The sequence below is a fragment of the Hyphomicrobium zavarzinii ATCC 27496 genome (assembly GCF_000383415.1).
Classification (GTDB): Bacteria; Pseudomonadota; Alphaproteobacteria; order Rhizobiales; family Hyphomicrobiaceae; genus Hyphomicrobium_C; species Hyphomicrobium_C zavarzinii.
Genome location: NZ_KB911261.1, coordinates 128,351 through 142,023, shown reverse-complemented (window position 1 = coordinate 142,023; position 13,673 = coordinate 128,351). Strand labels below are relative to the sequence as shown.

General features: G+C 62.5%; 10 protein-coding genes. 7 read left to right on the top strand and 3 right to left on the bottom strand.

What is annotated here, in order from left to right; genetic code table 11:
• Positions 1-473 precede the first annotated feature (473 nt).
• From F812_RS0118235 to F812_RS0118205, 7 genes are all read left to right on the top strand, one after another.
• Positions 474-2,267 carry a trimethylamine N-oxide permease gene (locus tag F812_RS0118235; RefSeq protein WP_020087427.1) on the top strand — a complete coding sequence of 598 codons (1,794 nt, stop codon included), beginning with the start codon at positions 474-476 and terminating at the stop codon, positions 2,265-2,267.
• 92 nt (positions 2,268-2,359) lie between these two features.
• Complete coding sequence (locus F812_RS0118230; RefSeq protein WP_020087426.1) at positions 2,360-2,965, top strand: dimethylamine monooxygenase subunit DmmA family protein; 606 nt, start codon at positions 2,360-2,362, stop codon at positions 2,963-2,965.
• A complete protein-coding gene (locus F812_RS0118225; protein WP_020087425.1) occupies positions 2,962-3,924 on the top strand; it encodes a PDR/VanB family oxidoreductase in 963 nt (320 codons plus the stop codon). The genes F812_RS0118230 and F812_RS0118225 overlap by 4 nt, the downstream gene beginning before the upstream one ends.
• A gap of 41 nt (positions 3,925-3,965) precedes the next feature.
• The gene (locus tag F812_RS0118220; RefSeq protein ID WP_020087424.1) at positions 3,966-5,006 is read left to right on the top strand and encodes a heme-dependent oxidative N-demethylase family protein; all 1,041 of its coding nucleotides are present in this window, start codon (positions 3,966-3,968) and stop codon (positions 5,004-5,006) included.
• A gap of 57 nt (positions 5,007-5,063) precedes the next feature.
• Positions 5,064-6,191, top strand: coding sequence for an aminomethyl transferase family protein (locus F812_RS0118215; RefSeq protein WP_020087423.1), 1,128 nt, complete (start codon positions 5,064-5,066; stop codon positions 6,189-6,191).
• Positions 6,192-6,304: 113 nt separating this feature from the next.
• Complete coding sequence (locus F812_RS0118210; RefSeq protein ID WP_020087422.1) at positions 6,305-7,672, top strand: NAD(P)-binding domain-containing protein; 1,368 nt, start codon at positions 6,305-6,307, stop codon at positions 7,670-7,672.
• A gap of 90 nt (positions 7,673-7,762) precedes the next feature.
• On the top strand, positions 7,763-10,117 hold the full coding sequence (locus tag F812_RS0118205) for a trimethylamine N-oxide demethylase (RefSeq protein ID WP_020087421.1): 2,355 nt from the start codon (positions 7,763-7,765) through the stop codon (positions 10,115-10,117).
• 136 nt (positions 10,118-10,253) lie between these two features.
• Here the strand turns inward: F812_RS0118205 and F812_RS0118200 are convergent, their stop codons facing one another.
• The 3 genes from F812_RS0118200 to F812_RS24560 form a co-directional block, all read right to left on the bottom strand.
• Positions 10,254-10,565, bottom strand: a complete 312-nt coding sequence (locus F812_RS0118200; protein WP_020087420.1) for a DMT family transporter — start codon at positions 10,563-10,565, stop codon at positions 10,254-10,256.
• Positions 10,566-10,744: 179 nt separating this feature from the next.
• Positions 10,745-11,725 carry a HEAT repeat domain-containing protein gene (locus F812_RS0118195; protein WP_020087419.1) on the bottom strand — a complete coding sequence of 327 codons (981 nt, stop codon included), beginning with the start codon at positions 11,723-11,725 and terminating at the stop codon, positions 10,745-10,747.
• Positions 11,725-13,491, bottom strand: a complete 1,767-nt coding sequence (locus tag F812_RS24560; RefSeq protein ID WP_020087418.1) for a fumarate reductase/succinate dehydrogenase flavoprotein subunit — start codon at positions 13,489-13,491, stop codon at positions 11,725-11,727. The genes F812_RS0118195 and F812_RS24560 overlap by 1 nt, the downstream gene beginning before the upstream one ends.
• Between the last annotated feature and the right edge of the window lie 182 nt (positions 13,492-13,673).

The following is a 13,673-nucleotide window of genomic DNA, read 5'->3' as shown; positions in this document are numbered from 1 at the left end:
CGTCAAACCCGGAAACGGTCGCCTCTGCCCATTTTTTTACCGAGCCCATGGCCCCAGCGAATTTCATCGTCCCCAGCCCATTTAGGCCGCAACACCATAATTCAACAAGGAATTCTCAGAATGCCACAAGCTTGAAACCAAATCAAACCAAAAAAGACCAAAATAGGTTCGCAACTGCGACATAGTAGCTAACTACTGAGAATACAAGAAATTTATCGATTGTGCACTTGCTCAATGCGCAATTTCCTTGCGCTTCGCCTGATTTTTATCACTTGCGAGGGAAATTAGATTTCATAAAATGAAAGGAGTTGGGCCGATCTGGTTTCAAATGGTTGAAAGTGGTTTCACGCATGAGCGCCGCACAATCAGCACTGGGGGATCGCGGTCGTAATGCCTGACGGCTGGCACGCAAAGCGAGCCGGCAAAAGAAACGTGCACGGAGAGCTAGGGCTGAAACAAACAAGGAGCCGAGCATGGCAACGGGACAGGGAACGCTGACTGCGGATGGCGCGCTGGACGCCTCATCCAGCCAACTAATAAGAGCCATCGACTGGCGGGGGGCTTTTTGGGTCGCCAGCGGCGTTCCGGCTCTTGTGCTGTTTTCGATCGGAGGTATCGCCGGCGTGGCGGGAAAGGTTGCCTTTCTCGTCTGGACCGTTTCGATGCTGATGGGTCTTATTCAATCGTTTACGTACGCCGAAATTGCGGGCCTGTTCCCCAATAAATCCGGCGGCGCTTCGGTCTACGGTGCAGCGGCGTGGGTGAGATATTCGAAGCTCATCGCGCCGCTTTCCGTTTGGTGCAACTGGTTTGCCTGGACGCCCGTTCTTTCGCTCGGCTGCTCCATCGCCGCCGCCTACATCCTGAACTCCTTGGCGCCCATTCCTCCGGCTGATGCGCCTCACGTGCTGGCTTGGGTCAGCGCGCATGCGTCCTCGATCGCGCAGGATAGCCCGCGCGTCGTCGAGTGGCTCGCAGCCAACCAGGGCAAGACGGCCGCCGATGCAGTGTCGGCATTGCTCTCGGCCGATGCAGTCGCGGCTCTGACGCCGACGATCCGTAACTGGTCGCTGTTCCACGGCACGCTCGGTCCGGTGTCGTTCTCGTTCAACGCTGCCTTCTTCATCGGCGCCGTTCTGATGCTCATCACGTTCGCGATTCAGCATCGCGGCATCATGGGCACCGCCAGCGTCCAGAAGTTCATCGGTCTCGCGGTGATCATCCCGATGTTCATCGTCGGTATCGTTCCGATCGTCACCGGTCAGATCGAGTGGTCCAACTACACCCCCGTCCAGCCGTTGGCAGCCGCCTACGCGCCGGAGATGGGTGAGTGGAACATTCCCGGCTGGACGCTGATCCTCGGCGCGATGTTCATCGCGGCGTGGTCGACCTACGGCTTCGAGACGGCCATCTGCTACACGCGCGAGTTCCGCGATCCGGGCAAGGATACCTTCAAGGCGATCTTCTACTCGGGCCTGCTCTGCCTCGCTCTCTTCACGCTGGTGCCGTTCACCTTCCAGGGCGTGCTTGGCCTCGAGGGCATGCTCGCTCCGTCCATCGTCGACGGTTCGGGTGTGGCTGAAGCCATGGGCAACATGGTGGGTCACGGCGGTTGGGTCACGAGCCTGCTCGTGATGATGATGATCCTCGCGCTCATGCTCTGCCTCATGACGGCGATGGCCGGTTCCTCGCGCACGCTCTACCAGGGCTCTCGCGACGGCTGGCTGCCCCGCTACCTGAGCCACGTGAACTCGCATGGCGCGCCGACGGCTGCCATGTGGACGGATCTCATCGTCAACCTGGCGATCCTCGCGATCGCTTGCGCAGACGCGACGAGCTTCTTCTTCATCCTCGCTGTGTCCAACTGCGGATACATCATCTTCAACTTCCTCAACCTCAACTCGGGCTGGATCCACCGGATCGACAACGCACACGTGAACCGTCCGTGGCGCGCTCCCACCTGGGTTCTGGCTGCGGGCACGGTCCTCGCTTACGTCAACGCCGTCTTCATGGGCGCCGGTGCGAAGGTGTGGAATCCGATCGCGCTCTGGGCAGGCCTGTTCACCGCCTTCCTGATCGTCCCCGTGTTCTGGTACCGCCACTACGTCCAGGACAAGGGCATCTTCCCCGAGCACATGCTTGGTGACCTCGGTCTGACGCAGGCTGACCTCAACCAGCGCAAAGCCGGCATCCTTCCCTACCTCACGCTGATCGCCGGCCTGATCGTGGTGTTGGCCGCTGACTGGATCTTCCAGCTCCCAGGCTGAGTCCAACCGAGCGGGCCGGCGAGGTTTCCTCCGCCGACCCGGCCCGCTCGGATCGCAAGTCGAAAGTCGGTTTTTGAATCGAGGTGCAGTCGATGCTTGTAAGCGGGATCAAAAGTCGGCCCGTCTATCCCGGCCTCAGCCCGGATCCCAACGCGCGCCGGAACTTGATCGTCTGCGATCGTGCGGGCGCTGAAGCCGTTGTCGAGTTGGTGGCACGCGCCGGCGAGGACTTCGTGAAGCGCGCCTCCGTCATTCTCGTGGCGGACGATGCCTCCAGCGAGGAGGCGGCTGCGCTACAGAAGAAGCTGGATCCGGTCCATGTCGAGGTGGCGTGCAGTCTGGACGCGGCCATCGCCCAACTTCGAGAGATACTCTCAGGGGCTTCTATGGGGCTCCGCCTTTACGCGGCTGGCTCCGAGCCTCTGATCGGCTCGGTCGTGCAGGCCGGCGCCGAGAATTTTATCGATCCTCTGTCCGTGCGCACCGAGCATCGCGGCTCGCTGATGCGCCGCGTTCAGTGCGTACACTGCAAAGGCATGACGGAGAACGTCGTCACCAATCCCGTCAAGTGCGCGCACTGCGGTCTCCTCCTTCTGGTCCGGGATCACTATTCCCGCCGTCTCGCAGCTTTCCAGGGCGTGTGCATCAACGCCGAGGATCCCAGCGACAGCCCTGAACCGAAGGTGGAGTTTCAATGACTGCTTCCTATCTGCGCCGGGTCAAGGTCGCCGAGGTCGAGCGCGTCGCGAGCCGCATCAAGCGGTTTCGCCTGGTCGACGTTGAGAACAAGCCGCTGTCGGAGTTCTCCGGCGGCTCCCACGTCACGGTGTGCATGAGGGCGCAGGATCGCGTGATCCGCAACCCGTACTCGCTGATGGGATGCCCCTCCGACACGTCCAGCTACCAGATCAGCGTGCTCAAGGTCGACAACTCGCGCGGCGGCTCGCAGTTCATGCACGACAACGTCGTCGTCGGAACCGAGCTCGAAATCAGCGAGCCGCTCAATCTCTTCCCGCCCGCGAAGCTCGCACGCAAGCATATCCTGGTTGCTGGCGGCATCGGCATCACGCCGTTCATGTCCATGATGAGCGAGCTAGACGCGCTGGGCTCGGACTTCGAGCTGCACTACGGCGTGCGCTCCGCCGCAGAGGGCGCGTTCTGCAAGCTGCTCGAGGCGCGTTACGGTTCACGCATCCGCCTCTATCTGCAGGACCAGGACCAGATGGTCCCCCTGGAGCGTATTCTGAGCAACCAGCGGCTCGGCGCGCACATGTATGTCTGCGGCCCGAAGCCGATGATCGATTGGGCGCTAAGGACGGCGACGCTCGCGGGCTGGCCCGATGAGAGCATCCATTCCGAGCAGTTCAACGCCCCGCCGATCGGCAAGCCGTTCGTTGTGAAGCTCGCCCGCTCCAGGCGCGAGATCACCGTCGGCGGCCACCAGAGCATCCTGGAAGCGCTCGAGCAGAATGGCATCGATGCGCCGTTCCTGTGCCGCGGCGGCGCATGCGGGCAGTGCGAGACCGAGGTGAGCGGCTGTGACGGCTTCATCGAGCACAACGATCACTACCTGAGCGAGGCCGAGAAGGCGAGCGGGCGCAAGATCATGATCTGCGTGTCCCGCATCTCGGGCGACGCCGTCACGCTCGACCTTTGATCCGAACCATCAACGACACCGCATTACTCGGGAGACCCGACATGGTCATTGCATTCAAGAACGAGACGTTCCGGGACGACTTCACGTTCTCGAACAGTCCGGCAGCGATCCGGCGCTTTCCCTTCCCGTTCCACGAGGACAAGTACATGTACTCGGTCAACATCGAGCCGCATGTTCCGGGTCCCAAGGGGTCCGTCTACGAGTTCCCGATCGATATCGACGAGCACTACGTCTCCGAGATGCGCGATCGCGAGCTGGTTCTGAAGGCGGATCCGGGCCGCTGCCAGGCGCTGCCGCACATGATGACGGCGCAGTGGGACATGCTCGAGCTGCTGATGACCTCGATGGCGCGCGACTATCCCGAGCACTTCTCGCTCACGCAGGATGGCGACCGCTGGCACTGGATCAACCGCCCGCTCGGCATCGACCAGAAGTTCACGTTCGGCGACGTGAAGACGCTGCCGTATGAGCCGATGGAGTACATCGGCCGCCAGTGCCAGGGCGACTTCTCGATCCAGGACCAGCGCGACGGCCAGCTCTGGATGGATGCCGGAATCATCACCACCCAGGCCGACTGGTCGCTTGATTTCGACATCGGCATGAACTTCTTCGAGTGGCACGGCCCCGTTCCGCTCGCTCATCAGGCTGGCGTGTTCGACCGCGCCCTGAAGTTCCTGCTGAACCTCCAGCACGGCCGTCCGGTCCGCCGCCTCAACTGGACCATGACGATCAACCCGCGCCTCGATACGAGCCCGGAGAACTATCACAAGTGGGGTGTCGATCGCACCACGGTCACGCCGGAGAATGTCGGCGACAAGGTGCATCTGCGCGTCGAACTGCAGGGTCTGTGGCGCCTCCCGCGGTCGAACACCATCCTGTTCTCGATCCGCTGCTACATGATCAAGATGCGCGAGCTCGTCACGGTGCCGAAGTGGGGCCGCCGTCTGCCGCGCGTGCTGCGCACGCTGCCGCCCGAGCTCGTCGACTACAAGGGCCTGACCCGCTACCGCGATACCACCCTCGAGTGGCTGTCGAAGTACGACGATGGCGCGCCGACCACGCTCGGATGCGGGCCGGATTGATCCCCAGAACCAGAGACTGCTTCCCCCGATCAGTATTTTTCAACGAGGTGTCTTCCGATGAGCCTGAACAAAGAGACCAGACAATCGGTTTTGAACGATCGCCACGCGGCGCTCGGCGCGGACCTCACGACGACGTCGTGGAACGACATGCCGATTCCTCAGAACTACAAGACCGATCCCTATGAGGAGACGGCCGCCGTCCGCTATCGCGCCGGATTGTTCGATGTCTCGGCACTGAAGATGCTCAACGTCTCCGGTCCCGACGCTCTCAAGTTCCTGAACCAGCTCCTGACGTCGGACGTCTCCAAGGCGAAGCCGGGCGACTCGCACATCTCAAACATCGTCAACGAGGACGGCGCCCTGATCGACGACGTTCTCGTCTACGTGGACGGGCCGAACGAGTTCCGCGTCTCTCATGGCGGCGGCGCGTTCGAGGAAGGCATGCTGCCGCTCGCGGAGAAGTACAACGTCTCGATCCGGCGCGACAACGACGTACATATCCTCTCCCTGCAGGGTCCGGTGGCGCTCGAGGTGCTGGCCCCGCACACGCCGATGGATCTCGCGGGCCTGCCGTACTTCCAGCACCGCAAGACCACGATCTTCGGAAAGCCCGTGAGCATCGCGCGCGGCGGCTACTCCGCGGAGCGCGGATACGAGGTGTTCTGCTCCGCGAAGGATGCTCACTTCATCTGGGATTCGATTCTCGAAGCGGGGAAGGACAGGGGCGTTATGCCCGCGTCGTGGTCCTGCCTCGATATCGTCCGCGTCGAGGGCGGCCTGCTGTTCTTCCCCTTCGACATGACCCACGGCGACACGACTCCGTGGGAGGTGCGCGCCGACTGGACCGTCGATCTCAGCAAGCCGGATTTCGTCGGCAAGAAGGCCCTCGAAGCCAAGAAGGGCAAGGAGCGCTCCTTCATTGCCGGTCTCGACGTCGAGAGCGACCGGGCTATCGAGCCGCTGTCGAAGATCACGGTCAACGGCAAGCAGGTGGGCGTCGTCACCAGCACCACATTCTCGAAGCATCTTATGAAGTCGATTGCCATGGCGCAGATCGAGCCGGCCTACACCAAGCTCGGCACCGAAGTGGTCATTCACGACAAGGGCGAGGTGCCCGCCGTGGTGGTGAGGATGCCGTTCTACGACCCGCTGCGCCTTCGCACGCATCCGCGCGACGCGAAGTAAGCGCATGACACTCAAGCGTGCGGGAGAGATCCGGAAAGCCCGGTAGCGCCGAACCGGATTGGCGACCGCACAGCAGCTTTCAAAATCAAGAGACAAGTGGAAGGAAACAGGAAATGGCAAATCAGAGAATTGCGATCATCGGCGCAGGACCCAGCGGCTTGGCCGTGCTTCGGGCATTCGAGAGCGCGCGGCGCAAGGGCGCGGACATTCCCGACATCGTCTGCTACGAGCGCCAGAAGGACTCGGGCGGCATCTGGAACTACACCTGGCGCACGGGCACCGACGAGCACGGCGAGCCGGTTCACGCCTCCATGTATCGCTATCTCTGGTCGAACGGCCCCAAGGAGTGCCTCGAGTTCGCCGACTACTCGTTCGAGGAGCACTTCGGCCGTCCGATTCCGTCCTTCCCGCCGCGCGCCGTGCTGCACGACTACATCAAGGGCCGCATCGAGCGGAACGGCATCTCGCACTACATCAAGCTCAACACCGCCGTGCGTGGCGTGACCTATGACGAGGACACCAAGAAGTTCACCGTCACCGTGAAGGACCTCGTCGACGACAGGCTGACGTCGTCCGAGTTCGACTACGTTTTCGTGTGCAGCGGCCACTTCTCGACGCCGAACGTCCCCGAGTTCCCCGGCCTCGACAAGTTCCTTGGCCGCACGCTTCATTCGCACGACTTCCGTTCCGCCGACGAGTTCGCCGGCAAGAACGTGCTGTGCGTCGGATCGAGCTACTCCTCCGAAGACATCGGCATCCAGTGCTACAAGTACGGCGCCAAGTCGGTGACGTTCTCCTGGCGCACGAAGCCGATGGGCTTCAAGTGGCCGGAGAGCTTCTCGGAGGTTCCGCTCCTCGAGAAGGTCGAGGGTAAGGTCGCCCACTTCAAGGACGGCACGAAGAAGGAAGTGGATGCCATCATCCTCTGCACGGGCTATCTGCATCACCATCCGTTCCTGGACGACACGCTGCGCCTCAAGTCGCGCAACCGTCTCTACCCGCAGAACATCTACAAGGGCATCTTCTGGCTGGACAACCCGAAGCTGATGTACATCGGCATGCAGGACCAGTTCTACACCTTCAACATGTTCGACGCGCAGGCATGGTACGCGCGCGATGTCGTGCTCGGCCGCATCAAGCTGCCCTCGAAGTCCGACATGTTCTCTGACATCCACACCTGGACCGTCCGCGAGGAATCTCTGGGAGATGCATCGGACGCCATCGACTATCAGACCGAGTACGTCCGCGACCTGATCGCGCCGACCGACTATCCGCGCCTCGACGTGGACGGCGTCGCAAAGATGTTCAAGGACTGGGAACACCACAAGATGGATAACATCCTGACCTATCGCGATAAGTCTCATCGCTCGCTGCTCACCGGCACGGTCGCGCCGGTTCACCACACGCCGTGGATGAAGGCGCTGGATGACTCGATGGAGGCGTTCCTCAATCAGCCCGACGCCAAGGTCGCGGCCGAATAAGGCCCTCGCGGTCGATCATGAGCAAGCCTGTGCTGGCTGCGCCTCTCGGCGTGGCCGGCACATCATCTTCTCTTTTACTGCGAGAAAGACATGAGCGAGACAATTCTCACTTCCCCTGCGAAGCCCAAGATCTTCGTTCCGGGACGCCCCTCGCTTGAGCCTGGCGTGGAACGCTATGTTCTGAAGGGCGGGGGAACGGCAGCCTTCGAGCTTGAAGCAGGCGATCGCATCCAGATCAGCGCGCTGGAAGGCGGTCAGCTTGTCGAGGTTGCCGCCATTGGCGCCAAGGGCAAGAGCGATCTGGAGGCACTCGGCCTCAACGGGCGCGTGAAGCCGGTCGGCATCCAGCGGACGCTCGAGCGGGACGACGAGGATGCGATGCGCGTCCGCTTCGGTCTTTATCGCCGCGGTCTGGATCTCGGCCGCGTGAAGGCTGCGCGCCTGCTAGGGCCCGATGCGGGCCCCGGAGAGATCGTCGCGCTGCAGGCAGAGCGCAACGTTTTTGCCGTGTTCGGAGCCCCCGCCGAGCCCATGGTCGTTTGGGAGCAGACGCCGCCGAGCGACGTGCTGATCTTCATTCTGCGCGCCACCCCGCGGCTTATGAATACGGCCCGGCTTCCGGATCCGCTCGCCGAGCCGCGCCTCGACATCCGCGTGAACATCGCAAGCGCGGAAAGCTTCGAGGTGTACGAGGGCGAGTACATCCAGATCATCGACGTGCAGGGACGCCAGTGCTCGGACTTCATCGCCTTTAACAGGAAGGCGCTGGACGAGGGCCGCGAGCAGGGTCTCGACTCCACCACCACCCGCACGATGAACGGCGCCGCCTATCCGACGCCCGGCCTGCACTCGAAGTTTTTCGACCAGGATCGCAATCCGCTCGTCGAGATCGTGCAGGACACCGTTGGACGCCACGATACGTTCAACCTCGCGTGCACGACGCGCTACTACGAGGACATGGGCTACTTTGGCCATCCCAACTGCACCGACAACTTCAACAACGTATTGAAGCAGTACGATCCGATCAGCCAGTTGAGCGGATGGCCGGCAATCAACTTCTTCTACAACACGAACGTCGACTGCCATAACCACATATGGTCCGACGAGCCGTGGTCGCGTCCGGGCGATTATGTCGTCATGCGCGCGCTCACCGATCTCGTGTGCGGGGCCTCGTCCTGCCCCTCCGACATCGACCCCTCCAACGGCTGGCACCTGAGCGAAATTCAAGTGCGGGTCTATGCCAAAGACACCCCCTTCAAACGTTCGATCGGATACAGAATGTCACCTGACGCACCCCTCCAGCTCACGCGCGAAAGCGGGTTCCACCCGCGCACGTCCGCGCTCACGCGCGCATTCGGAGACTACCGCGGGTTCTGGGTTCCGCATCACTTCGCGAATGCCGGCGCAATCGAAGAATACTGGGCCTGCCGCGAGAAAGCGGTGATCATGGACCTGTCGCCTCTGCGCAAGATGGAGGTGCTGGGTCCCGACGCCGAGCAGTTCCTGCAAGGGATCGTCACGCGCGACGTGCGCAAGCTGTCCGTCGGCCAGGTCTTCTACACGCCCATGTGCTACGAGCACGGCGGTATGGTGGACGACGGCACGCTGTTCCGCCTCGGCGAGAACAACTTCCGTTGGGTCGGTGGTGACGACGCAAGCCTCATCTGGCTGAAGGAGCAGGCTGCGAAGTCCAACTACAACATCAATCTCAAGACGGCGACGTCGGAGATCCACAACGTCGCGGTCCAGGGTCCTCGCTCGCGCGAGATCCTGCAGCAGGTTGTCGAGACGCCTGCGGGCCGTCCCACGATCGCGGAGGTGGGCGTATTCCGCTTCACCATCGGCCGCATCGGCGGCGTCGCGGGAATTCCGGTTCTCGTCTCGCGCACCGGCTACACCGGCGAGCTGGGCTACGAGGTCTTCTGCCATCCGAAGGATGCGCCGAAGGTATGGGATGCCCTCTGGGAGGCAGGCAGGCCGCTCGGACTCCAGCCCTTCGGGTTCGACGCTCTGGACATGGTGCGCATCGAGGCCGGTCTCGTTTTCGGCGGCCATGATTTCGACTCGACCACCGATCCCTTCGAAGCAGGCATCGCATTCACCGTGCCGCAAAAGAAGGAAGAGGACTACATCGGCAAGGCTGCTGTCGAGAAGCGCAGGGCAAACCCGCTGCGCAAGCTCGTGGGCCTCGAGATCGCGGGCAACGAGAAGCCGTCGCATGGCGATCCCGTGTTCGTTGGCCGCGCCCAGGTGGGCATCGTCACCAGCGCGATGCGCTCGCCGCTTCTCAAGAAGACGATCGCGTTTGCGCGCGTGGATGTGACTCATTCCGCACTCGAGACGGCACTCGAGGTCGGCAGGCTCGACGGCATGCAGAAGCGCCTCAAGGCGACCGTCATTCCGTTCCCGTTCTACGATCCCGAGAAGAAGCGCGTCCGCATGTAACGGCGCGCCCCGTCCCTTGGCCAAAGCAACTCCCCTCCACGGTATGTGCGCTGTGGATTGCCTGGACACCTCAAGTCGCTTGAGGTGTCCTTTTTTATGCGCGCGTCAGGAGGGTTGAGCGGGAAAAGGTGGTCGCCTAGGCGATTTTCATCAGCACGAGGCCGGTCAGGATCAGCGCGGCCGCGGTCACACGAAGCGCATCGAGCGACTCGCCGAGAAAGAAGGCGCCGACGATGAAGGTGCCGACCGCACCAATACCTGTCCAGACTGGATAGGCGGTCCCGAGCGGCAGCGCTCTCATGGCGGCGGCCAGAAGGGCGAAGCTTGCGAGCATGGTGACGATGGTGACGGCGGTGGGGCCAAAGCGGGTGAAGCCGTCGGATTGCTTCATCGCGTAAGCCCAGACGACCTCGAGAACACCCGCGATGATCAGATAAATCCAGGCCATAGGAGCCTCCTCCATGTCGGTCCGGGCCGTCCCGGAAATGAAATGCCCATGGTGGGGGAGGTCGTGGCCTCGCGCTGGTCAATATGCGTGCAGGTTGACCGCAAATCAAGCAAACGCCGTGTCGCAGCCCCCCGCTGCGAATGGCATTTCGCGCGCGATTGCTGGTGGGATGACCGAGCCTAGCTCGGTTGCGATTCCGAGGCGGCGGCGTCGAGCCGCGACAGCGCCCATCGGACGTTCTTGCGGACGTCAGCGTCGGGATCGAGTGCAGCCTCTTCCAGGAACGGGCGCGTTTCAGGCCGCGCGATCTGCCCGAGCGCTGCAGCCGCCTCCTTGCGCAGGTTCGGCTCCGGATGCGTGAGGCTTTGCGCAATGCGAAGCGCCGCCTCGCCGACGGCGCGCTGGCCGAGACTGCGCACGGCCTTGAGCCGCACCTGCCAGTAGTCGTCACCGAGCGCCTCGATCAACGGGGTCACGTCTATGGCGTCGGCCTTGCTGATGCCGAGTGTCTCGGCCGCACTTTCGCGCACCACCCAATCGGAATCGGAAACTGCACGCGCAAGTGTCGCGCCCGCGCCTGCCGTGCGCGAGAAGCCGAGAGCCGCCACGGCAGCGCGGCGCACCAGCGGATCGGAATCTCTCGCCACCGCCTGAAGCGCGGGCACGGTGTCCTCGCGCTTGAGATAGCCGATCACGCCGACGGCCTGAACGCGTACGCTCGCATCGCTGTCCTTAAGTGCCTCGAGCGCTGGCCCCCAGGCATGGGGAGAGCGAAGCTCCTTGAGGCTCCTCAGCACCGCGCCGCGAACGAAAGGAGAGGGATCCGCGAGCGCATCCACGAGGCGCGGCGCGGACGCCGGATCCTTGAGCTCCGCGAGGCTGTCCGCTGCGGCCGTTGCAACTCCGGTGTCGGCGTCACGAACCAGAGCGACCAGGTTATCCGCGACGATCGGCCCGTCGAACGTTCCGAGCCCAATCGCCACCTGCCGGCGCACGTCCGCATCCGGATCGCGAACGAGACGGCTCAACAGCGAGACGGCTTCCGGCACGCCGCTGTCCGCAAGAGCAAGCACGGCGACGCGGCGGTGGGACGGATCGTCGGATGAGATGTCGTCGGCAAGCTCGTCGAGATCGACGAATTCCTCAAACAGGTTCGACATCACGTAGCCGTCCTCTGCTCGGCGCCTTCGAGCGGCGTCATGCGCTGCCGGTAGTAGAGATCCTTCTCACTGTCTGCGATCGGTACGATGTAGGGATCGATCGCACGCTTCTCGACAGTCATCCGCCCGTCCGTCTTGCCGAGCAGTGTGTGGCAGAGCCAATCCGCATCGTTCCTCTCGGGATAGTCGGTGCGGAGATGGTAGAGACCCCAGCGGCTCTCGGTGCGGAACAGAGAGGCGGCGGCCGCCATGTCCGCACAATCGAGAATGGAAGAGGCTTCTAGCGCCCGCAGCAACTCGTGCGAGTTGCGCGCGACCATGCCGGTTTCGAGATCCTCGCGCATTTCTGCGAAGCGATCCTGCGCGAGGCGGTATTTGCGCGGAACCTTGGGCGGCTGCAGGTAGTCGTTGACCAGTCGGCGTGTCTTGTATTCCACTTGGTTGGGCGGAATCCCGTTGTCACGCTGTGTCGGCGCGAGCACGCGGGCACGTTCCCGCTCGACCTGCCCGGGATCGATCTCGGCATGGTCGATCTCTCCCGCGAAGTCGGCGGCATGCTCGCCCGCGATCGAGCCATTGGTGAACGCCCCCAGCATGTAGCTGTGCGGCACGCTTGCCATGTCGCCGGCCGCATAGAGGCCCGGAACCGTCGTGCGCGCGAACTCGTCCACGAACACACCTGAGGCGCTGTGGCCCGAGCAGAAGCCGATCTCCGAGATGTGCATCTCGATCATGTCGCTGCGGTAGTCCGTGCCGCGGCCTTCGTGGAATTTACCGCGCGAGGGCCGCTCCACCTTGTGCAGAATGCTCTCGATCTCGGAGATGGTGTTCTCGTGCAGATGATTGAGCTTGAGGAACACCGGCCCCTTGCCCGACTGGAGCTCGTTGTAGAACTCGAGCATCATCTGCCCGGACCAGTAGTCGCAATTGATGAAGCGCGTGCCCTCGCTGTTGGCCGTGAAGGCACCAAACGGTCCGGCGACATAGGCGCAGGCAGGACCGTTGTAGTCCTTGATCAGCGGATTGATCTGGAAGCACTCGAGATTGGCTAGCTTGGCGCCTGCGTGGTAGGCCATCGCGTATCCGTCGCCCGAGTTGGTCGCATTCTCGTAGGTGCCGAACATGTAGCCCGATGTCGGCAGCCCGAGCCGCCCGGCCGCTCCCATGCAGAGGATGACGGCTTTGGCGCGGATGATCAGGAATTCCGCTGTTCTCGTATTGACGGCGATCGCCCCCGCAATTCGCCCGTCGGAGCCCGTGAGCAGGCGCGTGGCCATGAAGCGGTTCGAGATCAGAAGTTGCGCGCGCCGAAGCTGCCGGTAGAGCGCTTTCTTCACTGTGTCGCCGTTGGGCATCGGCAACACGTAGGTTCCAAGATGATGGACCTTCTTGACGGCAAAGTCGCCATTCTCGTTCTTCTGGAATCGGATGCCGTAGCGATCCAGCTCCTCGATGATGCCGTAGCAGCGTTCGGCATATTTGAGCACGGGCTTCTGGTCGACGATGCCATCGTTGGCGATGGTGATCTCGCGCGTGTACTGCTCCGGCGTCGCGTGCCCAGGGATGACCGCGTTGTTGAGGCCGTCCATCCCCATGGAGATCGCGCCTGAGCGCTTCACGTTCGCCTTTTCGAGCAGGATCACCTTGGCGTTGGGATTGCGCAGCTTGGCTTTGAGCGCGGCCATGGGCCCTGCAGTTCCGCCTCCGAGCACGAGAACGTCACAGGTAACCTCGGAGGTGCGGTCGACGAATTCATCAAGGGCCACTGCGTCTCTCTCGTTTCGTTTGATGCAATCCGCGCGAAGGTAGTGACACGCCGGGCGGAGCCTAACGAAAAAATTCTGATGAGCTTATTCCGTGTATGCGTGAGGCGCGGCCTTCTCCAGCATGAGGAATAAGTATCGAGGAAATAGTTGGTAGACGCCGATGCACATCAGATCGCATCTTT

Bases quoted from the DNA above. Each gene is read 5' to 3' on its own strand.
- F812_RS0118225 (WP_020087425.1), top strand. From the start codon at position 2,962: ATGACTGCTTCCTATCTGCGCCGGGTCAAGGTCGCCGAGGTCGAGCGC.
- F812_RS0118210 (WP_020087422.1), top strand. From the start codon at position 6,305: ATGGCAAATCAGAGAATTGCGATCATCGGCGCAGGACCCAGCGGCTTG.
- F812_RS0118205 (WP_020087421.1), top strand. From the start codon at position 7,763: ATGAGCGAGACAATTCTCACTTCCCCTGCGAAGCCCAAGATCTTCGTT.
- F812_RS0118195 (WP_020087419.1), bottom strand. From the start codon at position 11,725: ATGTCGAACCTGTTTGAGGAATTCGTCGATCTCGACGAGCTTGCCGAC.
- F812_RS0118220 (WP_020087424.1), top strand. From the start codon at position 3,966: ATGGTCATTGCATTCAAGAACGAGACGTTCCGGGACGACTTCACGTTC.
- F812_RS0118215 (WP_020087423.1), top strand. From the start codon at position 5,064: ATGAGCCTGAACAAAGAGACCAGACAATCGGTTTTGAACGATCGCCAC.
- F812_RS0118200 (WP_020087420.1), bottom strand. From the start codon at position 10,565: ATGGCCTGGATTTATCTGATCATCGCGGGTGTTCTCGAGGTCGTCTGG.
- F812_RS0118230 (WP_020087426.1), top strand. From the start codon at position 2,360: ATGCTTGTAAGCGGGATCAAAAGTCGGCCCGTCTATCCCGGCCTCAGC.
- F812_RS0118235 (WP_020087427.1), top strand. From the start codon at position 474: ATGGCAACGGGACAGGGAACGCTGACTGCGGATGGCGCGCTGGACGCC.